Genomic DNA, 21,856 nt, shown 5'->3' on the forward strand with positions numbered 1-21,856 from the left:
ACAAACCAGGTAGCCCTTATTGCAAAGGCTCCTTTGCAACAGTGACGTTTGGCTCGCCGTGCTGCTGCTCTCTGCCGTAATCCTCCTGGAGAATTCCGGAGAACCAGTCATTATTCCCTGCGACCCAGGCGCAATCGTTATCAAACCATTCCGCCCATATTAACCACAGTTGGCCTTTCCATTGCTTGTACTTACCAACGATGATGTCGCTATTCATGACTGGTCTCCGCTAACAGAGCTTAATCGAAACAGATATCCGATTTAACTAAGGTCTTTTACGACCGGTAAACAGGCTGACGAGGAACAGAATGATACCAACGACGAAGACAATTTTCGCTGCCCACGCGGCTGTACCCGCCAAACCACCAAAACCTAATGCGGCTGCAATCAGCGCAACGATCAGAAAAATAATACCCCAACGAAACATAAGCCTCTCCTTCACCATAGTTAAAATCGAACTGCCTGTCTCAATACCGTTCGGAGAAATAATCCCTCGAACCTATTCTCTTTCTTTTTTGGTTAGTGACCTTATTGCGCGGCTTTTATCAAGCCGCGCGGTACTGAAGATTAAGGTTTGACTACCACGTCATTCTTAACGCTTTTCACGCCTTCAATGGCTTTAGCAATTCCTTCAGCACGCTCTGACTGTGCTTTATTCTCAACCGTACCGGAAAGCTGAACCACACCGTCGTTGGTTTCTACTTTCACATTACGTGACGGCACAATGTCGTCTGCTAATAGTTTAGCTTTAATTTCGCTGGTTGTAGCGGCATCACCTGCATAACCACTCATTGACTGAGATTTACCGTCTTTAACGTGCAGTTTGTCACTGACGGATTTAACGCCTTCAACTTTCTTGGTCAACGCGACCGCTTTTTCAGCCTGATCCTGAGAGGTAACGAAACCGCTCAGGGTTACCACGCCAGAATGGGTCTCGACTGAAATATCGGTGCTTTTGATCGCATCGTCGTCAACCAATGCTGCTTTTACTTTCGCTGTGACTGAGCTGTCGCCCATGTAGCCATCGACTTTTTTCATAGAACTATCGATTTTAGAACCCGCGCTTTCGGTAGTGCTTGCAGCCATAGCGGAACCGCTAATCAGCGCAGAACCTACCATTACAGCCATCAGAGTTTTTGCAATCTTAGTCTTGTTCATCGATATATTCCTTCTTTCTGTTGATGCGCCCACAATCGTGAGATTTACAGCTACAAACGGCGTAACTGTTGAAACGGGGATTGGGTAAAACACCACATGAATCAGCACCCGATAGAAATAATCATAGTCAACGATCAGGATTTAGCAGGCGTTTATGGTTTAAAAACCGGCAAAAGCCGAAAAACAGAGGTTTTTTAGGAGGAGTCTGTGTGAAAAGGGCAAAGAGTGAGCGGTTTTACGCGTCCGCAATTAAGCATAGCTCAAAAAAAAAGGAGAGTGTCCGGTTAACCGGACACTCTCCACATTACCGTGCGACAGGATTAATGTTCGCGGGTTTTGCGGAACACCACATCAGGATAACGTTCCTGAGTGATATTCAGATTTACCATGGTAGGGGCGATATAAGTCAGGTTGTCACCGCCATCCAGCGCAAGGTTAACTTCGTTTTTGCGTTGGAACTCGTCGAACTTCTTCACATCGTCACACTCTACCCAGCGGGCAGTGGAGACGTTGATCGACTCATAAATCGCTTCGACGTTGTACTCGCTCTTCAGACGCGCAACCACCACGTCGAACTGCAGCACACCGACCGCACCAACAATCAAATCGTTGTTATGCACCGGACGGAACACCTGTACCGCGCCCTCTTCCGACAGCTGGACCAGTCCCTTCAGCAACTGCTTCTGCTTAAGCGGATCGCGTAAACGGATACGGCGGAACAGCTCTGGCGCGAAGTTCGGTATACCGGTGAACTTCATGTTCTCACCCTGAGTAAAGGTGTCGCCAATCTGGATAGTGCCGTGGTTATGCAAGCCGATAATATCGCCTGGAAAAGCTTCTTCCACGTGCGAACGATCGCCAGCCATAAAGGTCAGCGCATCAGAAATCACCACATCTTTACCGGTACGCACCTGGCGCAACTTCATGCCTTTTTCGTATTTACCGGACACAACGCGCATAAACGCCACGCGGTCACGGTGTTTCGGATCCATATTGGCCTGAATCTTAAACACGAAGCCGGTGAACTTATCATCAGCAGCGGTCACGATGCGGGTATCAGTTTTACGCGGCATCGGAGACGGCGCCCACTCAACCAGACCATCAAGCATATGGTCGACGCCAAAGTTACCCAGTGCAGTACCGAAGAATACCGGCGTCAGCTGGCCTTCAAGGAAAGCTTCTTTATCAAACTCGTGCGACGCGCCCTGTACCAGTTCCAGCTCTTCACGCAGTTGTACGGCCAGGTCTTCACCGATTGCGGCATCCAGTTCGGGATTATCCAGCCCTTTAATGATGCGCACTTCCTGAATGGTATGACCTTTACCGCTCTGATAAAGATAGGTTTCATTTTTATACAGGTGGTAGACGCCTTTAAACAGCTTGCCGCAGCCGATTGGCCAGGTGATTGGTGAACAGGCGATTTTCAGCTCGCTTTCCACTTCATCCAGCACTTCCATTGGATCGCGGATATCACGGTCCAGCTTGTTCATAAAGGTCAGGATTGGCGTATCGCGCAGACGGGTGACTTCCATCAGCTTACGGGTACGATCCTCAACGCCTTTTGCGGCATCAATCACCATCAGACAGCAGTCGACCGCCGTCAGCGTGCGGTAGGTATCTTCAGAGAAGTCTTCGTGACCTGGGGTATCCAGCAGATTGATCAGGCTTTCACGATAGGGAAATTGCATTACCGAGGTGGTGATCGAAATACCACGCTGCTTTTCCATTTCCATCCAGTCGGATTTAGCATGCTGGTTGGACCCGCGACCTTTAACCGTACCGGCAGTCTGAATCGCCTGTCCGAACAGCAGCACTTTTTCAGTGATGGTGGTTTTACCGGCATCGGGGTGAGAAATAATGGCAAAAGTGCGGCGGCGAGCCACCTCTTGCATAAACGGTGCATTTGACATGGGGAATCTTCTGGTCTGATGTGGTGATACTGCGGCACAAACCGCGCGGACAGCAGTCACCAACGATTAATCATCAATGGCCGGCATTTTCGCCGATCCGAGGGCTATAAACAATCCAGAACGCCGCTTTATCGGTCATAAAAGGCTAACAAGCCGCCATACGGCACCTTCAGCAACCTGCTGCTGTAACCATTTTTGCGGACGATTTGCCTTTTTCTACACTGGACTGGCCTCAGAATGGGGATAACAATTGTTGATTAGCAGTGTAGGGCAGAAAAGTGCCCGCGCCAAGCATCGAGGATGAGGGATAAAGTTACGCCAGCCCGCCGCCTTCGACCAGCAGGCTGGTGATTTCGGCAAACACGCTGGTGTGCACCAGCGTGTCGTTCTGGCAGGCGGCAAAATGATCACTCATGGTTCAGGCGTCCTGTCCGTAGGATTTAAAATTAGCGTGCTTTTCAGCTCGTCCCACTGCTGTAACTCTTGCTCGCTTAGCCCATGCTGTGATGAATAGGTTATCACCAGCAAAACGGCAGTATCAGGCACCTGCACTGCCAACTGTCGTTGAAACAGGTATTGCCCATGATGTTCAAATTCGCTAACAACTTCTATCGCGCGTATCTGCCGCAACGGGCCTGCGCTGATACGTTCGAAAGCGGACTGTTTAACCCGCCCCATTTGTTCGCGCAGGGTGGACCATTGCTGATTAAATGCCTGTTCAAAGTCACAATCTTCCGGAATAGGTCCACGACTGATAACAATGGAAATACCATCCTGATCGTTGCGTAATATATTTAAACTATTATCCAGCCAGCTCCTGTTACCAACAGAGAAGGTTCCTTCCTGAATATGATATTTCATTATAATTAACTCATCTTAGATAAAATAAAAAACTTCATGTGAAATTTTCATTGCGATGTTTATTAATTACCATAAGCACTCTTTTAACTTATAAAAATCTCCATTTAAAATTTCATCTAAATTCTCTGAACGATAAATTTATGGCGCATCCCGCTTGAACCGCCTCTGAACTCCATCGGGTATCAGCACATTTTTCTCAGCAATCAAAGAGGTTTGGATACCATTCAGACATAGAGTAAACCCAGGAGATAACAACGCGTAACAACGTGAAAAAAGCTATTTATCCTTCCACACTCCCTTTTGAGAAAAAATAATCTTATTATCTTTTATGATCTCTATCTTAGCCTCATCCAGATAAACTCGATAACTGAATTCTTTATTAGAAAACTCATATCCCGAAACAACACCAGAGTAGTTGACAGAATAAAATGATGTTCCAGAAAGATTTATCACATTATTATCAGACTTTCTGATACCAAGATATGAAACATTATTACACGGCTTACTCACAACCTCACAATTATTCGTTACTGTCACAATATAATCTTTGGTTTCTAAGGTATTATGCGAATGGGTTTCGGCAGCCTTCCTGGTTAAAAGATACTCTTTAGGAATATAATACTTACCATGCATTGGTAGAGTTAAAACCGTCCACTTTAAATGATCACCCTCGATAGTTAACTTGGCTTTTCCATCTTTTCCACCAAAAGATGAGTTAAAGGTTACAAGTGAAATATATTTACTTTGTGCTACTCCTTTAATATTTATCTCATCATCATTCACGCAGTCAATACGATTACCATATTTTGTGATAAAACAGTAGCGCCCACTCACCTTTTGTAGGTTCTGTATGAGCTGTAGCTCAAAGGTAGACTCTGGTATTTTCTTATTATCATAGAAAACTTCTCCATACCATTTCCCCGTGAAATTTTCGAGTGCAAATGACGACGGAGAGAGAAAAGTATAAAGCAAAATAAGATAAGACATTGAAAATTTCATTCTAATATAACCTCTGAACAATTATCTACACGATTAAGCCAGCCAGTCAAAAACTTAACATTTTTAGTTTCATTGACTGCTAATTCTCTATAATATTCCTTTCTTATATCTGTAATTCTTGACGTGAGAATACTGCTATCTCCTACACTATTCATTGCTTGAATTGTCTTAGGCCCTATAACTCCATCTAATGATAAATTTTGATTAAATTCCTCATTAAGCAACTTCTGGATTTTCTTTCCTGCGCCACCCGAAGTGATTGTCCAGTCATACGACATTAACGCGAGTTTAGGGTTCTGAATTTTATCAAAACCTCCAGCATCCCAATATCTTTTTTTATATATAATTTCAGCTTGTTCGTTAGAGATTTTCTTTAAATTATCCAATGTTGGTTCCAGGTCAAGATCCTCTTTAGCAAACTTCCTCCATGTTTTCCAGGATATTCCCTTATTGGTTGCCCCTCCAGAATCATTAGGATCATTAACATACCCACCTTCATTTTTAAAAACTACCGCGGATATTTTATGAAAAATTTCATTATCAGAAGCGACTATAATGGAGTTAACTTTATCAGAAGTTAATTTTTTATGAACTTGATTTCCTCTTAAGCTTGGCTTCCTGCTCTTCTGCTCCTTCTCCGGAAAAAACTTCTCCTCTACCGCCTGCAAAATAAGATCACGATGTCCATCGCCAGGCGCATTAATAGCCGAAATACTGCCGGCAACATTCAGCGCTAACTCACCGCCACTGGTAGTAATTTGACCATCCCCCTCAACGAAAATATTAAATCCCGTGCCCACCAGATTAATGTTTCCCGCTGCGGTTAATTCTATCGCGCTTTTGCCACATTCCAGCCTCAGCAACCTTCCGGATGCCAGCACATGCTCGTCGACCACTGCGTCCAGCTTCGCTTTACCGGTCAATAGTTCCCTTGTGCCTTTTACCGCCTGCATCTGATTCTCTGCCACCCGCCGCTGTTCGCTGGCTCCGACAAAGTGGCTATGATTGCTGCCAATATGGTTGCTGGCGTCATGCTTAATATGCGTATCCATATTGCGCTCGGCCTGGACCCATACCTGCTCGGCACCGGCTTTGTCTTCAAAACGCAGTGCATTAGCGTTGTCTGGCGTGCCGTCTTTCGAGCGGCTGATAAATCCCATTTGCGTTGCCGCCGCCGGCAGCGACCACGGCGGCATGCTGGCTTCGTTATACACCCGGCCAATCACCATCGGGCGATCGGGATCGCCGTTGATAAAGTCAATCACCACTTCATCATTCACCCGCGGGATCTGCACGCCGCCGAACCCCTGCCCGGCCCAGGCACTGGAAACACGTACCCAACAAGAGCTGCTGTCGTCGCCCTTCGCCTGCCGATCCCAGTGGAATTTCACCTTAATGCGGCCATATTTATCCGTCCAGATCGACTCGCCTTGCGGCCCAACCACTTTCGCCGTTTGTGGCCCACAGGTTTTCGGCCATGGGCTTTTCGGCGGCGCACGAAAGGGGCAGTCAGCCGGAATGACGCTAAACGTAATCCGCTTTTCACTTAGGTTATCACTGCCGCTGGCGTAGCGATTTTCCGCAAATTGATACTCTGCTTTAATCGTCAGATATTCCCCGTTATCGCTCAGCCAGGGCGCGTTATGCAGCAGAAAGGTGTGGCCCGGCGCAATACCCAACGCCGTGCCGCTGCCGCTGATTTTCTGATGTCCGGCCTGCCAGACCTGCTGGCGAATGCGGGCATAGTTTTCACCATGCTGGTGTTCGACAAAATGTCCCGGCCAGTCATAAACATCGATTTCACCCGGCACTGGAGATACCGGATTCTGCCGGGCCTGGAACAGCCACGCATTAGGCTGGCGAAAATCATAGTCATCCAGGCTGTATATTCCCGGCGTGACGTGATCCTCAAGCGCCCACTGGCTGACTCCTTCCTCACTGGTAACGCCGCCGGAAGCAGTAACGTGGTAGGGGATAAATTCATAGCCGGGAACAGGCTGATGCTGACTCACCGTGTCCATCAGCACCATCGCATGCTGATCCTGTTGATGGCGGAAAAAGTAGTAAATACCCTCCAGTTCCATCAGGCGGCTGATAAAATTAAAGCTGCTTTCCTGGTACTGAACACAGTATTCCCACAGGCGATAGTTGCCGCTAAGTTTGTCTTCTATCGTTACGTTGTATTCCTGCAGCAAACTTTTGATAATTTGCGGCACCGTCTGGTTCTGAAAAATGCGCAGATTTCTGTCACGCTTCATCGGCCAGAGATCAGGCTCCATCGTCAGTGAATAAACCGCATAGCGCGTTCCATTCAGGTCCTCGCTGTGCACTTTTATCCGGGTGATTTTGCCATTCAGATAGCGTGTCGCCAGTAGCCCCTGGACGGGGATCGATAAGGTGATTGGTTGGCCCAACAGCGCGTGGCGCTCAATGCGCGCATCGGTGCTGAGTAAGGTCACCTGTAAAGTAAATGCCTCCGAAAGCGCCTCTTCTCCTTCAAGCTTCCAGAAAAGCAGGCCATCCATTGGCAGTGTTGCTGTAATCCTTTCAGTCATAGCTATTCCCTAAATAAGCGAATTTACGCAGTAAGTCGCATCAGAGTTGTGGGCTGAGCAGCCAGGTTCCTTCGCGATCAATATTGATTTTTTGCTCGCGCTTCTGGCCCTGATTATCAATGCTGAACTGATACTCACCTGCCGGCAGTTGCAAGCGGGCAAAACCATTGGCGGCCGGTACCAGCGCCTGCCGACTGCCGTTTAGCCATACCTCATCACCAGCCAGCAGTTTGATATAGATCTGCGCAATCGGTGGTGTTGGCTCTTTCTCTGGTTCAGGCGGCGCGGCAACGTTTTCACTGATAAGCGCCGGGGGATTCACCACCTCACTGCTTTCACCGGCCACCGCTGACGCTGGCAAGGCTGGCGGATGACTGCCGCTACCTCGGATCACTCCGCCTAATATCGCCCCCACCAGTACCCCTGCGGCAATCATGGCCGGCACCCAAAAGCGACGTGGAAGAAACCATCGCGGTTTGTCGTCTGTTGCAGACTCGATCAATGCCACCGGCAACAGCGGCGCTCCGGCAGCTTTTTCCTCCGATAACTGGGGCAACGTCTCAGGCGGCAGCACCATTATTGCCGCCATCTGTTCGGTACTCTGCGGGCGTTCTTCCGGCTTTAACGCCAGCGCGCAATCAATCGCGTGCAGCATCGGCAGCGAATAGCCAGCCGGACGCCGTTCGGTCAGTGGCTGATAGCTATCCTCAATACTGCGTACCACACTGACTGGCGGTGGTGAGCCGGTGATTAAGGTATGCAGCACCGCACCAAGCGCATAGATATCGGTCCATGGTCCCTGCTCACTCTCATTGTTGTCGCTGTACTGTTCAATTGGCGCAAAACCCGGCTTCAACATGGTTTCGGTTTCATCGGAGAGATTACTGATGGTTTTACGCGCCGAACCAAAGTCGAGTAATACTGGCGTCATATCTTCCTGAATCTGGATATTATCCAGCGAGATATCGCGATGCAGATAACCCGCCTGATGTATGGTGTTAATGGCACCAAATAGCGGAGCGAGCAGGTTGCGAATCCAGGTTTCATTAATTAATTCAGGATGCTGAGCCTGCATCTGGGAAAGGGTGGTGCCACTGTAATACTGTGTCCCCATATAAGCCGTGTCGTTCTGCACCCAAAACCTCAGCACATGCAGCAAGTTCGGATGATTAAATCGCGCCAGCAAACGCGCCTCCTGAATAAAGCTGTTAAGCCCGGCGTGGAACGTTTTACTGAAACGTTCGCTGCGCAATACCAGTTTTAACTCTTCATTACGCACCGCCAGCGAAGCTGGCATAAACTCCTTAATGGCAATGTTGCGTTTTAATTGATGGTCCCAGGCGCGGTAGACAATTCCGAAACCTCCACCGCCAAGTACCTGCTGAATTTCAAACTCATTAAAACGGTAGCCAACCGGTAACGCATGCGCGACTACCCGGTTATTATCTTGTTGCGACATAATAGATAACTCTCTGATAGCGAATAGCTTTAAACCTGAAACTGACAGTGAAACTCATCGTGTTCGAAGCCAATATGCAGACGTCGAAATTGCTCGCCGCGGGCGCAGGCAGACAGCAGTAGTTGGCTGATTTGTGGTAACAGAGTGTTGGTAAGAATGGCGTCAACCGTACGGCCCCCTGATTCCACTTCGCTGCAACGCTGCACAATCCTGGAGATAACACCGTCATCGACTTGCGAGCTGATGTTATGGTTTTGTCGCAAACGCTGCTGAATACGGCTCAGTTGCAGCTGGACGATGCTGGCCATCACCGCATCGTTTAACGGGTAATAAGGCACCACCAGTAAGCGTCCCAGCAATGCTGCCGGGAACACCTCCAGTAACGGAGCGCGCAACGCAGCACATAGCGTGTCAGGCGTGGGAGGTTGCTGCTGGTCAGCACACAGCGTGCTGATGGCGCGGCTGCCGGTATTGGAGGTTAAAATAATAATGGTGTTACGAAAGTCGATATGCCGCCCTTCGCCGTCTTCCATCCAGCCCTTATCAAAAACCTGAAAAAATATTTCATGCACGTCCGGATGCGCTTTTTCAATCTCATCCAGCAACAGCACGCTGTAAGGGCGGCGCCGTACCGCTTCAGTTAATACCCCACCCTCGCCATATCCGATATAGCCGGGTGGTGCGCCTTTCAGCGTTGAAACGCTGTGCGCCTCCTGAAACTCGCTCATATTGATGGTGATCAGGTTCTGTTCGCCACCGTACAGCGACTCTGCCAGCGCCAGTGCGGTTTCGGTTTTTCCGACGCCGGATGGGCCACACAGCAGAAAAACACCAACCGGCTTATGCGGATCATCAAGGCGCGCGCGCGAAGTTCTCACCCGTTTAGCTATCATCTCCAGCGCGTGGCGCTGACCGACCACCCGTTGGCTGAGGGTGTCGGTGAGATTCAGCACCGCTTCAATCTCGTTTTTCACCATACGGCCCAGCGGAATACCGGTCCAGTCAGAGACTACGGCGGCCACGACACTGGCATCTACTGCAGCAAACAGCAGCGGTGTATCACCCTGCATTTCGTGCAGTTGCAGTTGTATATCCGTTAGTTGCTGATGGAGTGCGCCGCTTTCAGCGATATGTTTCTGCTGCAACTGAGCGCGCAGCGCCATCAGCGTTTCGATCAGCGTACGCTCCTGCTGCCAGCGCGCAGTTAACTGCTGACATTCAACATTCAGCGCGCTGAGTTCATCATCAATGGCAGCCAGACGCGCAATATCCCCCAGTGCCACTCTGGCTTCGCGTTCGGCGATCTGTCGCTCAATCTGTAACGCCGCAATACGATGAAAACAATCCTCAAGAGGTGCCGGTCTGACCGCCTGACCGATAGCAACACGGGCGCAGGCAGTATCCAGCAGCGCTATGGCTTTATCCGGCAATTGACGGGCAGGTATATAGCGGTGCGACAACCGTACCGCCGCCTGAACGGCGTCATCCAGCAGCAGTATCCGATGATGTTTCTCCAGCGCCGCCACGGTACTGCGCAGCATCAGCACCGCCGTGCTCTCGTCCGGCTCACTCACCTGTACCGTCTGAAAACGACGCGTCAGCGCCGGGTCTTTCTCAATATATTTCTTGTACTCTGCCCAGGTGGTGGCACCGATGGTTCGCAGTTGCCCACGCGCCAGCGCCGGTTTTAATAAATTAGCCGCATCGCCAGTGCCTTGCTGTCCTCCTGCTCCCACCAGGCTATGAATTTCGTCGATAAAAAGGATAACCGGCAATGCACTAGCATGAACTTCGCCAATTAACGCCTGCAAACGCGATTCAAACTCGCCTTTTACCCCGGCTCCCGCCTGCAACCGTCCGATATCCAGCAGCCAGAGTTGCACCTGCCGCAAAGGTTCCGGTACTTCACCGGCGGCGATGCGCAGCGCCAGTCCTTCCACTACCGCGGTCTTACCCACGCCCGCTTCGCCGGTAAGTAACGGGTTGTTCTGGCGGCGACGTAACAGAATGTCGATCAGCTGGCGAATCTCGTCATCGCGCCCGACTACCGCGTCAATCTCGCCCTGACGCGCGCTGGCAGTGAGATTCTGCGCATACTGTGCCAGCGTGCTCGCACCTGCTGGCGTTGCTATCTGCCCCGGTTCGGCGTGCGTGGCAATATCCCCCTGAGTCACATCAGGAAAGATCTGCGTGAACTGTTCAATTAACGCTTCCGCACCGATGACGCTGAACTGTGGTGAAATGCTTTTTAACAGATTGGCAAGATTGAAGGTTTTCAGAATGCCGATCAGCAAATGACCGCCCCGAATCTCCGCCGCGTTAAATTTCAGTGAGGTATAAACCCAGGCGCGCTCAACGGCGCTGTCGATATGTTCAGAGAGATCGGAAACCGCACTTGCACCTCTCGGCAAGCGATCCAGCGCAGCGACGATATCGCGCATCAGGGCGGCTTCATCCAGTGAAAAATGACGGATAAGCCGCTGAAGATCGCCATCATGTTGCATCAGCTGATGCAGCCAGTGAACGATCTCAACATAAGGATTGCCGCGCAGTTTGCAAAACGCGGTAGCGCTTTCCAGCGAGGTCAATAGTGGCTTATCCAGTTTACCGAAAAGCACGGCACGGCTGATTTCTGACATAGTGTGTCCCGATAGAATAATGAGGAGAAAGGGGAAAACTGAAATAGTGAGCAGGAGGTTTAATGACTTACTGGCACGATTAGTTGATCGAGGTTTTTTGTTCCTCAGGGATAAAGATAAAATCTCCGCGTGGCTGCGCTTTGTCAGGCAGACCCAGCCAGCAGTCAAAGCCAAGACGACTTTGCCCACCCAGCGTCACACCATGCAGCGCATCCGCAGCAAGGATCAGGCGTAGTTCCCAGACAAATTCAATACCGAGATATTGCCGGACCCATGCGCTTAACTGCTGTGCGCCACGCCGATCCGGCAAAAAGTGGCGATAAGACACCAGCGTTAGCGGACCCAGTTCAATGCGAAATTTATGCTGCACATCACGCGTCGCAATCCCGAGAAAGGTACTTTTTCCGAGGCGAGGTGCCGCCCGACCCGCCGCCAGACGCGTGCGATCGCGACGATCAATCGGCTGCCAGTGAGCCACGTTTTCCACCAGCTGTACCGGGATGTCAAAGTAGTGACGTAATATTTTCACCATTCCCTGCGCATCACGGCCGTGACGGCTGAGATGACCAGCCAGCGCATAGCGTGCATGGGCATACAGCCCACCGGCATTAAGCTGAGCAGGCTGCCCCATTCCGGTCAGACTGGCGAGGTAGCGCTCGAAGTACTGGTGATCCTGCCTGTCGAGCGAAACGGTAGGTTGCGCATCAGCCCAGGCGCGATAAAACAACAGCGTCAGACGATGGTGAAACAGATCTACGAATGAGGCGAGGCCAGGATCCTGATGATGATCAATACGCTCACGGGCATATTCAGTCAGATGCAAAGGCAACGGACCATTCGGCCCGAACAGGCCAAAGCTGTAAATTGATACATCGTGCAGCGGCGAGTTTTTCCGTGCTGCCACGCCAGCCAGCGTTGATGGCGCAAATGCCAGCGAAGGCCGCTGACCAATACGCAGGGGTTCATGATGGGGAAGCGGTGCTCGTCCGAGTGGATAGCGCTCACCACCCTGGGCATCAATCCGGCGCAGCAGCTGGAACAGGTCATAGCGCCAGGGCGTAGCAATTAATAACGGCCAAAAGTCCTCAGATAAACGCCGGGACGGGCTTTGCCTGGCATCCGCTGGCTGGCTCATATCAGCGACCTTTTGCCGAGGCGCGGCGGCCAGTAACCCACTTCACCACGCTGCTGGCTGGTCAGCGTCAATTCCGTAAAGCTGTTAATTGCCACCAGACGAGAGAAGACACGCTCCAGCACACTGCCCAGCAGCCATGGGCTGGAGCCGGAAAACGCCTGCTCATCAACATTCAGCTCAATGGCGATGCCACGTGCCGAAACCATGGGCCCCGGTTGCGGCACTCGCCGGTAGACAGCCTGAAGCTGACAGTGGCGAATACCCTCGATCTGTCGGGCAACCGCGGCTTCAGCAAGATTGGCGTACAAACCCAGCAGCTGACGTAACGCCGCAGCGCCCTGCCCGTCATCACCATCCATCAGGCTGAGATAATTCATCTGTAAATGGCTGATTAACCGCCAGGTTATTTCTCCTTCCGCTAATGCCGGACGTGGTGATGTCGGCCCTTTACACAGGCTAAGCTGGCATATCGGCACCGAATCAGACATGACAAAATTTGCTTGATCCTGTTGCAGAAATAACAGGGGCAAATCACGACTGGTACAGGTGACTTCGGCAGTCAGATAGCGCAGATCCTGATGCCACGGTGAGTGATGCGCATCAACCAGTGACAGAAACACTTCGGAGCCGATATAGCCGGTGCGCGTGCCATAGCGTCCGGCATTTTCCGACAAGGTGCGTGGCTCACGGCGCAGCGAAAAATAAGCGCCATAATCACCATTATCCTGACTGAAAGTGTGCCAGAACGGGCGGAAAACTTGCTCTTCACGCTGGCTGCTACTGCTGGCAAATAACTTCTGAACTGAAAAAATTTCGTAGTCCAGTGGGCGAATATTATCGACCACCAGATGGTATTCATTGAGGCTTTCGCTGATGTTTTGCCGCTCGGTAAGTTTCGGAAAAAGATTGATCACCGGCGTACAGTGCAGCGCCAGATAACTGGTATCGACTATCCGCTCGAGGGCAATATCACTCTTATCCAGCAGGACAATAATTTCGAATCCGCGCATTCCGCTACTGCACTTCACTACCTGCTGCAGTTGGTTCACGCTGATAAACTGGTAGCGCGCCGGAAAAGCAAAATACTCCTGCAACAGACGGTAGCCGTCGAAGTTACGTAAGTCATCGGGTAACAGCGCCTGATGGGCGGCAAATCCCTCATGCACCAACGCCTCATCATCCAGTATGATGTGCTGCGGTTGCACGCCATCGATCCGGCAAAACAGGCCAACCCGATGCTGTATGACCAGCTCAAGTAATTGCTGTGCCTGAATATCCGGGCCGCTCAGGAAAAACATCAGATGGTCAAAGCTGAGGTGGCTCAGCACGACGTTATCGAAACATTCAAGCTGAATACGTAATGCACTTACGGCACCACGCTGGTTAAGCCCCAACTGACCCAGCGGAATATCTGCCGGCACGCCACCCAACTCGACATTTTTGACCCGCAGTGGCTGCAATATCACTTCCTGAGCGGTGGTATAGCTACAGGTTATCCCCTCTTTTTTCAACGTCAGGCTTTCCATCATGCTACCGCGCGGTACGCGAAACCCATTGCTGAGATCGCCCTTACGACTGTCAGGATGCAGCTGTGCAATCGCCATTGAAGGAGTCGGAGCCAGATAATTAGGGGCGATCATTTCCAGTAAATATTGGGAAAAGCGCGGGAACTGCGCATCCATTTTGAGCTGCACCCGTGAGGTCAGAAAGGCAAAACCTTCCATTAAACGCTCGACATATGGGTCAGCGACGTCAATTCCCTGCATCCCCAGCCTGCCGGCCACTTTGGGGAAGCGTTCAGCAAACTCGGCACCCATCTCACGTAAATAGGCCAGTTCACGGTTGTAATATTCGAGCAGTTTACTGTCCATAGTTAACCCACATCCTGCAGCTCGAAATGACCATTTTCCAGATCGACTTCACTGCGAAACAGAAACTCAAGCGGGTATGGCACACACCAGAGTCGACCACGAATTTCAATCGATAACTGATTATGCAATTCGCATGGCTTACCGCTGGACAGACAATCGACCAGCAGTTCCTGCGGTATTATTCTGGGTTCAAAATGCAGAATTGCCGCCGTAATTTTGCGTTGTAAATCGGGCCATTGAATATCACTCATTCGCTTGCCAGCCAGTGGCGCGAGGCCAAAATTAAAGGTGGAACGCTGAATATGGATAAAAGGATGCAGGTTAAGCTGGCTTTCACTGCTTACCGCATTAAACAGCCACTGCAAGTCGCGCAGTACGTTGCGGCGCAATTCACTTTGGGTAATCAATCGGTTGCCGGGCAATTCCTGCTGTTTGTCGGGCTGGTTATCGGTAAGTCGATCCAGTAATGAGGGTTGCATAGTGTCGCGCGCGTTCAGCGACTGCTTTTTATTACGCGCCTGATACCCCGCATACAGTATTTCGCGGCTACTCAGTGCATTACGTCCGTTGAAAAGGTCACTCATCCTGAGTCTCTTTGCTGCCGAAAGTTATTTGATGGTGCGCCAGGCACCGACGGTAGGATCTTTAAGTTGGGGCTGTAATGTCTCAACCAGCACCAGGGTCAATGCCGTCTCATCGGCAATGTGCGGCGACCAGACTTTTCGCACCTCACCGAGCAGCGCTTGCAAATGCTCTTCATCTTTAACCTCTGCCTGAGCAAGCTGAATCGCAATAGTGCCATCTGTCTGCCAGCCGCTGAGCTGGCTGATATAAGGTAAAATCATCCAGCTGTCAGGCGACTCGCTGTGATGCAGCACCATCCGTTGATTATTAACGGTGGTAATTGTCAGGTTATCGTCGATGGCCGTGCTCTTCAGTCCCTGCACCTGAAAACCTTGCAGAAAGATAGCGTTAAGATTTTTGGCCGCGCCCTGCTCAATTTGCGTCACCTGGCTCTGACCACTCAGCCAGCCATCACTGCCACATTGCGCACCCTGTTTCGCTGGCACAAACAACGCGCTGGCGGTGCTGTTTTCCCCCCAATAACCCCGAAAATGGCATCCTTCAATCAAACTAAACTGAAGCCACGGTGTGGTATCTGCAGCAACAGCCGCAGGCAGCACCTCGATTGATGGGCTCACCGGTGGGGCCGTGGTTTCGCTGGCGGTAGTCTCAACACGCAGCCCCCAGCTTTCCGCTTTCGACGCGCTTCCCTGCGCCAGCTTTTTGCCATCGCCATCATTCATTTGCCATTTCAGTTGAGTAAGAGCAGGACACTGTTTTTCCAGCAGACTGCCCACGCGCGGCAAGAAGTCATTGAGCACGGCGGGCTGTTCAGAGCCGGTAGACACAATGCGCACCGGCAGCTCTGCCGCACACCAGCCTGCCGGGCTGGTATCCGCCTGGTCGTCAATCCACACCTCCAGCTTTAATGAGGGAGAAAAGACCACGCGATAATCCTGTGCACTGACGTTAAACGCGGCCAGCAGCGTTAACATTAATAACATACTGAATTTCATAGCTTTCCTTAGCTCAATCGCGAATGGGAAAAAACTGTGCCGTCTCTGACAGCGAGTGCAGCAGCGTGGTGTCCTGTGGCGATCCTATCCAGACGGCGATGGCACTGTAGTTGTCCTGCCTGACGTCGATGCGTTCATCAGTTTTCTTTACTATCTGATGCATCAAAGTCAGCCACTCTTGCGGGGTATTCACCATATGTAATGCCTGCTGCATATGCTGCCGGGAGACTTCATGCCAGAAGCCATCCGTACAGAGCAGGAACACATCACCATCTTCAATCGGCACTACATCGCTGTAACTGGCATCGCGTTCCTCATCGCCCATGCCAAGTGCAAAATAGAGCAGATTGCTGTTAATACCCTCGGTTTGATGCCCGGCATCCTTCATCTGCTGCACCAGACTGTGATCGAGGGTGATATGAACAAGGTAACCACGGCGAAAAAGATACAGGCGGCTGTCGCCTGCGTGTGCCCAGTAAGCCAGCTGATAATCGCGGTCAATAAATAAACTGACCATAGTGGTGCCCATGCGGCAGTACTGCGGTTGTGCTTTCTGCTGCTGGCGTATCGCGTGATTAGCCTCCGTCACATACTGACGAATATGCTGGGCATCGAGATGCTGCTGGCCGTCAAAGCCATTAACCAGCGTATTGCAGGCCAGTTTTGCCGCCACCTCCCCACCGGGAAAACCCGCCACGCCGTCGCACACCACAAAGCAAGCGGAGCGCTCACCAATAATTTCTCCCGTCTGATCCTGATTAGATTCGCGATCGCCCTGATTCGACATTGATGCAACGGTGATATTCATCATTTATCCAATCGATCCTGAGAGTCTTTAAACTGGTTAACTTCCATGTCGTAGGCATGTAAGAAGGCCTCACCAAACAACGTGTGAAAGTCATCTTCGATTTCGCCGGCAATTTGCTGGTAGCGCCTGCTGTACTGCTCCCACAACGTCGCTTTCCGGCTGCGCGGAAATGACAGGCGCGACGTTATTCCCTCGCTGCGCGCCTCCTGCTCGAGCTGTTCAGGATTAAAAGATTGCAGCATTGAGGCGATGATGGCGCGGATCCCGGCGATCATGCCAAGCTGGTGCGCCTGCAGATCAACCAGCGCATCACGCACCGATTGGGTAGGCGGCATAAAACCTGGCATCCTGCTGCCGAACATCTGCATCAACACCGTTTTGCCCGACGGTAACAGCTTGAAAGGATTATTCGCTTCATCAAGGATCACCGTCATTTCTGCTTTGACACCACGCTTGAGAATTGAGCGGGAAGAGAGTAGCGCCACCGTGCCCTGTGAAAACATACTGAGCATCTGCCCGAGCTGCTCCATATTATGGGGTTCAAAACGCGGCGTCGGCTGCATATCGTTTAATCCCATACCATTTATCAATGCCTGCAATAACTCCCCTTGCAACGCTTCGCTGCTGTCCGGCTGTGACGACTGATGCGCAACATTATTTGCTACCGGGTCGATGCGCAGACGCCCTTTTGGCGCCGGCGTTACCGTCCGCGCTACCGCCTGCGGCGTGGGTAAGGTAATACCGTCATACTGCGGATCGCTGTGAGGTGGAACAACGGCAGTTGGCACCAGCGGCGATGAATTCGGCAAACCAACCGCATCATCGCTCAGCGCCGTCTCCGCCATCATCAATCCAAGCGGATCGAGGCTAAGCTGCGTCGAGCCAAATAGCGCCAGCGGATCCTGTTGCTCCTGATAGGTATTAAGTGACCGTTCAACCTTCGTTTGATCAGAGGGTTGCAGCAAAGTGCTGGGCGTGGGATCGGCAAACAGGCTGTCAGTTTGAAACAGCGGATCGTTACAGAATAACTCTTCTGGCAAGCGCTGCCGCTGTTCTGGAATCAGCGTCACGCTCTGATCTGCCAGCAGCGACAGCGGATCAAGAGGATTACGATCAATGCAGACAGGTTCGGTGAACGGATTCGCCTCTCTCTCCACTGACGATACCTTCGGGCCGGAAATGTTGCCAGCGGCTGCAAACTCCTGCACCAGATCGTCCCAAATCTCACCGGGAACAGACGTGGATGCGCATATTTTCACGGGTGGCGGCGATGCCATTGCTGGCCTGTCCGCGACAGTTACCGGCACATCCACTTTGAGATCGTTTACCTGCAAACGATAATCATCAATTCCAATAATATCGCCATCCTGCAAATCGACCTGTCGGCCGCGCTCCAGAGGAATATCGTTGAGTATGACGCGAGTAACATTACCGCGATTAGTAATACGGCAATCCCCTTCGGCAGTGATATGAACAATGGCCTGCAAACGGGATATTGTGCGCTCATCATCTGGCAGTACCAGATTATTATCGATTCCCCGGCCAATCGTGCCGCCAGGCGGCAGAAAATCACAACGGCTCTGCGGCGGCTGATGACCATTTTTGATGGTTATAATCGTAAATCGCATAACGTTTTCCTGCGGTTGAGGTGTTCACCTTTCCAGCCATAAATCCGCAACCTTCAGGTGAGAGCGGTCTTGTTAAGAACTACTTCATTATTCCGGAGTCTTCTGCCACTAACTTATTCTGATTTAATACCATCAGGTGCCAATAGTTAATATTGGTAATAGCAGGAGATAACAGATAACTATATTCACCATGATTAAAATGGTAACCAATCACAGGTTTATCACCTGATAGTTTTACCGCCCGCCCCTGCAAATAAAGCGAACCACCGGTAGCCAGGCTCACCGAGTGAAACCTGACGTTTTCACAATTTTCAGTGGTAATATCACATTGCGACTCAATCTCGATAGTAAAATGGCGACCATTAAAGATTGAGGAAATTTCCGCCATACTGTTAAAAGACGATAAAATCATAAAAATAAAAATCGATATTTTCGATAAAAACCTCATGTTAATCCCTTAATTTTGAATAATATCCTTAGTTCATTGCTGGTTTATGCAATTAATACTCTCTGTATATTGCGAAGCATAGTTTTATAGATTATCAATCTAAATGATAGATTTTTACTTGTAACGGTCAGGAAGTTATCGCGAATATATAAAAACAATACCTAAACATTTAAAAATTTAGTTAAACTGAAAAAAGCTCAAACTGCCAGATAATTAATTGACGGATACATTATCACTTGTTTAATCAGGGCATATAATATTTATCGAAAATAGAAATTGCCTCACCACTACTTAAAAGCAAGGTACACTTGAGTACGTTGTAATTACTTTTTACCGAACCGTCTAATTTTAATCTTAGATACTCCTCAATAAGAATATCACCTTCATTAAATGCCTCGACTGGCAACTTACTGAGTTCTAACCAAACTGCGGCGCTTTTAAAGGCGTCATCCATTAATTTACTTTCAGAATCAATCTTACCAATACAGCGATCAATCAACCAGTTATTAAAAATAGCTTTCTGTGACAAACCTTCAGGGGAAGGAGGAGTAACAGAAATTGCGGGTAACGAGATGGCACATAAAAAAATGATAATAAATATGTTCATTTTAAATTTCATAGCGCAGTAATCTCACTGATAAAATGCTGCGCATTGAGGTTGAGAAAATTTCCGTCATATTTTCTGATTGTCTAATTATCCTGTTTATCCCGATACTCCATAATTAAATCATTCAGTTCGCTGCTATGGAAAAAATCTAAACATTTCGCCATTGTCATCGGTTGTCCTGATTCACTTAAATAGTTTTTAGCTAAAAATTTTTTTCCCAACTCTCTGGCAGCAGTGTAAGCAGATAGTGAGTAATCGCCAAACTCCAGATAGCCTCTTGCAGCAGCAGCAGCATCATCTTTTACCTCACGACTCTTATAACCCTGAGCAATGCAGGTACTGAATGCATAGTTTTTGATATATTGCTGTGCCGAGTCGTTGATTTTTGCGGGTAGCTGAAGTGAGATCATCGAGATGAAGATCAAAATAATCAGTCTAATAACCATAATGATGCCTCACTGGATACCGGAAAGTAACATCTGTCAGAACATAATGATCCATTCCACAATGTCACGTGTCCGCTGGCATCCCGCCAACCATTAACCGAGAAAATCAATATTCCTTTTACCCCCTGAAAGTCTGCTCCTGTAGGGTATTGTATTACAATTTCTGGAGGCCCATACTCTTCAATAAGATATGCAATAAGGTCTTTTACACGATATATATACCAGTTCCTGTCAGCACCAGAAACAGTTTTCCATACACCTCTTTTTATTCTATTATTAGAGTAATTTAATGCATAACTCATTCTAATAGCGCATGCATTTGTAAAACCTGCAACAGGATCATTAACACCCAATCTTATATTTACCCCTACACTTCCACCAATTATCTCTCCAACCTTATCAACTGATACATTGATCTCACTAAACCGCTGCCAGACATTTAAAAATAAAGGTCTTTCCATATCAAATACCTCTATTACGCTTTAGAAAACCCAAACCATAGAGATTATGAATTTCTAAGATGTCATTAATATAGTCAAATAATATCAATACTGCTCAAGCCATAGTAAAATAGCAATCTCCCAATTTGAGAGATTGCCAGTTACTTACATCTCTCTGTTCCCTTTAATATCCCATCCCATACTGGTTTCCGCACCTCGACCGCCAGAGCTGGTTTGCTCCCAATACTGTTGTCTTACTCTGGCACCCTGAAAACTATAGGTGATACCAAGCGTATCGTTCTTGGTTGCACCGCTATAATCAACTGAAGTGACCAGCACATCCTCCAGCGTAATCTTCGCATATTCAACCTGTTGCCCTCCGGCTTTACACAGCGAAAGCTCAATGTTCTTCACCCTTTTTCCGTTAGAGCAAAACTGCAGTAGTGCCGTAACAGATTTATCAATCAATGTTGTAATATGAAGATTAGTGAAACTGACTTTTCCCGCTGCATCACCTGAACTGCCTTGTTGTGATGCTCCCCAGGAAAAAGAGCTAATATCTGTCCAGCCGACGTGATTGGCATCTTTCGATTCACCGGTCACACCGTCAACTTTCATAAACATATCAATAGGCATAATTATCTACTCTTAAGTTAATTTTGCTTTACCCTTGCACCTGAAACTGCTGATGCTTCAGCAGTTACTTCAGATATCGGGTAGAGATAAAGCACTGATATGGCATGCAGAAAATCATGGGGTAAAATAAAACGTTCCATGTTTTACCTTTGCCGCGATCCTGAATATCGCTGCTACATGTGATTATTCAGAGGGTATGACCATAGAGATAGGGTCAAATTAGTTACTTAGCGTTGTCCTGATACCAATTGCTGAAAGGATCATTATCGATAACCTCTTTGGATAACTTATCCAGTTCAGCGCTATGATAAAGCCTCAGGCAATTGATAATATATCCGTTTGATATTACTCCCGAGTCATTATAGAAATAATTCTCTTTCGATTTAAAGGAGTTAATAATTGCATTTATCTTTATATCTCCTGAATCAATGTTATATGGCATCCATTCACGCATAGCGTTTGCCGTTCTCGCCGCATCATCTGAAAATATTTTATTTTCAGATGATAACTGAGCAATACATCGGGTGAGAGTTAAATCTTTTACCACCTGATAGTAAGGCATGCGTTTTATAAAGCTAACAGAATTCTTGATTCCTTCAGCACAAGGTTGAAAAGAAACGAGTATACGTTTTAAGTGAATTAATCTGTTCTTGCTGCACATCTTACTGCAAAAAAA

General features: G+C 49.1%; 22 protein-coding genes. All 22 read right to left on the minus strand.

The features are described from left to right. Window positions 1–16 precede the first annotated feature (16 nt). Entirely contained in the window at window positions 17–217 is a 201-nt protein-coding gene (locus ACP3TC_RS18495; protein WP_313855540.1) for a CsbD family protein, read from the minus strand. Window positions 218–265: 48 nt separating this feature from the next. Next, a complete protein-coding gene (locus ACP3TC_RS18500) occupies window positions 266–427 on the minus strand; it encodes a DUF1328 domain-containing protein (RefSeq protein ID WP_017800599.1) in 162 nt (53 codons plus the stop codon). 140 nt (window positions 428–567) lie between these two features. Then, complete coding sequence (gene osmY / locus ACP3TC_RS18505) at window positions 568–1,158, minus strand: molecular chaperone OsmY (protein ID WP_426817005.1); 591 nt, start codon at window positions 1,156–1,158, stop codon at window positions 568–570. Window positions 1,159–1,478: 320 nt separating this feature from the next. Next, window positions 1,479–3,068: a peptide chain release factor 3 gene (prfC, locus tag ACP3TC_RS18510; protein ID WP_313855535.1), complete on the minus strand. Its 1,590-nt coding sequence runs from the start codon at window positions 3,066–3,068 to the stop codon at window positions 1,479–1,481. Between the two features lie 411 nt (window positions 3,069–3,479). Next, on the minus strand, window positions 3,480–3,929 hold the full coding sequence (locus tag ACP3TC_RS18515) for a DcrB-related protein (RefSeq protein WP_426817006.1): 450 nt from the start codon (window positions 3,927–3,929) through the stop codon (window positions 3,480–3,482). Window positions 3,930–4,205: 276 nt separating this feature from the next. Then, on the minus strand, window positions 4,206–4,928 hold the full coding sequence (locus tag ACP3TC_RS18520; protein WP_313855531.1) for a hypothetical protein: 723 nt from the start codon (window positions 4,926–4,928) through the stop codon (window positions 4,206–4,208). After that, window positions 4,925–7,483 (minus strand): type VI secretion system tip protein TssI/VgrG, encoded by a 2,559-nt coding sequence (gene tssI / locus ACP3TC_RS18525; RefSeq protein WP_426817007.1) that lies wholly within the window; start codon window positions 7,481–7,483, stop codon window positions 4,925–4,927. The genes ACP3TC_RS18520 and tssI overlap by 4 nt, the downstream gene beginning before the upstream one ends. Before the next feature lie 40 nt (window positions 7,484–7,523). Beyond that, complete coding sequence (locus tag ACP3TC_RS18530) at window positions 7,524–8,942, minus strand: serine/threonine protein kinase (protein ID WP_313855528.1); 1,419 nt, start codon at window positions 8,940–8,942, stop codon at window positions 7,524–7,526. Window positions 8,943–8,971: 29 nt separating this feature from the next. After that, a complete protein-coding gene (gene tssH, locus ACP3TC_RS18535; RefSeq protein ID WP_426817008.1) occupies window positions 8,972–11,581 on the minus strand; it encodes a type VI secretion system ATPase TssH in 2,610 nt (869 codons plus the stop codon). A 79-nt stretch (window positions 11,582–11,660) separates the two neighbouring features. Then, window positions 11,661–12,716 (minus strand): type VI secretion system baseplate subunit TssG, encoded by a 1,056-nt coding sequence (tssG, locus tag ACP3TC_RS18540; protein WP_426817009.1) that lies wholly within the window; start codon window positions 12,714–12,716, stop codon window positions 11,661–11,663. Continuing rightward, window positions 12,713–14,587, minus strand: a complete 1,875-nt coding sequence (gene tssF / locus ACP3TC_RS18545) for a type VI secretion system baseplate subunit TssF (protein ID WP_426817010.1) — start codon at window positions 14,585–14,587, stop codon at window positions 12,713–12,715. The genes tssG and tssF overlap by 4 nt, the downstream gene beginning before the upstream one ends. 2 nt (window positions 14,588–14,589) lie before the next feature. Then, window positions 14,590–15,171 (minus strand): type VI secretion system baseplate subunit TssE, encoded by a 582-nt coding sequence (gene tssE / locus ACP3TC_RS18550; protein ID WP_426817011.1) that lies wholly within the window; start codon window positions 15,169–15,171, stop codon window positions 14,590–14,592. Window positions 15,172–15,195: 24 nt separating this feature from the next. Further along, complete coding sequence (locus tag ACP3TC_RS18555) at window positions 15,196–16,167, minus strand: hypothetical protein (RefSeq protein WP_426817012.1); 972 nt, start codon at window positions 16,165–16,167, stop codon at window positions 15,196–15,198. Between the two features lie 13 nt (window positions 16,168–16,180). Beyond that, window positions 16,181–16,975 carry a PP2C family protein-serine/threonine phosphatase gene (locus tag ACP3TC_RS18560; protein ID WP_426818301.1) on the minus strand — a complete coding sequence of 265 codons (795 nt, stop codon included), beginning with the start codon at window positions 16,973–16,975 and terminating at the stop codon, window positions 16,181–16,183. Beyond that, on the minus strand, window positions 16,975–18,603 hold the full coding sequence (gene tagH, locus ACP3TC_RS18565) for a type VI secretion system-associated FHA domain protein TagH (RefSeq protein WP_426817013.1): 1,629 nt from the start codon (window positions 18,601–18,603) through the stop codon (window positions 16,975–16,977). Before tagH ends, ACP3TC_RS18560 begins: the two co-directional genes overlap by 1 nt. A gap of 79 nt (window positions 18,604–18,682) precedes the next feature. Beyond that, window positions 18,683–19,051 (minus strand): hypothetical protein, encoded by a 369-nt coding sequence (locus tag ACP3TC_RS18570; protein WP_426817014.1) that lies wholly within the window; start codon window positions 19,049–19,051, stop codon window positions 18,683–18,685. A 244-nt stretch (window positions 19,052–19,295) separates the two neighbouring features. After that, complete coding sequence (locus ACP3TC_RS18575) at window positions 19,296–19,670, minus strand: T6SS amidase immunity protein Tai4 family protein (RefSeq protein WP_426817015.1); 375 nt, start codon at window positions 19,668–19,670, stop codon at window positions 19,296–19,298. A gap of 71 nt (window positions 19,671–19,741) precedes the next feature. Then, a complete protein-coding gene (locus ACP3TC_RS18580) occupies window positions 19,742–20,068 on the minus strand; it encodes a T6SS amidase immunity protein Tai4 family protein (RefSeq protein WP_313857572.1) in 327 nt (108 codons plus the stop codon). A 20-nt stretch (window positions 20,069–20,088) separates the two neighbouring features. Then, a complete protein-coding gene (locus ACP3TC_RS18585) occupies window positions 20,089–20,565 on the minus strand; it encodes a type VI secretion system amidase effector protein Tae4 (protein ID WP_313855518.1) in 477 nt (158 codons plus the stop codon). Between the two features lie 144 nt (window positions 20,566–20,709). Then, the gene (locus ACP3TC_RS18590) at window positions 20,710–21,180 is read right to left on the minus strand and encodes an Hcp family type VI secretion system effector (protein ID WP_313855517.1); all 471 of its coding nucleotides are present in this window, start codon (window positions 21,178–21,180) and stop codon (window positions 20,710–20,712) included. Window positions 21,181–21,197: 17 nt separating this feature from the next. After that, window positions 21,198–21,320 carry a hypothetical protein gene (locus ACP3TC_RS18595; RefSeq protein WP_426817016.1) on the minus strand — a complete coding sequence of 41 codons (123 nt, stop codon included), beginning with the start codon at window positions 21,318–21,320 and terminating at the stop codon, window positions 21,198–21,200. An 83-nt stretch (window positions 21,321–21,403) separates the two neighbouring features. Beyond that, the gene (locus ACP3TC_RS18600) at window positions 21,404–21,841 is read right to left on the minus strand and encodes a T6SS amidase immunity protein Tai4 family protein (protein WP_426817017.1); all 438 of its coding nucleotides are present in this window, start codon (window positions 21,839–21,841) and stop codon (window positions 21,404–21,406) included. Between the last annotated feature and the right edge of the window lie 15 nt (window positions 21,842–21,856).

The organism is Winslowiella sp. 2C04 (assembly GCF_050037805.1).
Classification (GTDB): domain Bacteria; phylum Pseudomonadota; class Gammaproteobacteria; order Enterobacterales; family Enterobacteriaceae; genus Erwinia; species Erwinia toletana_A.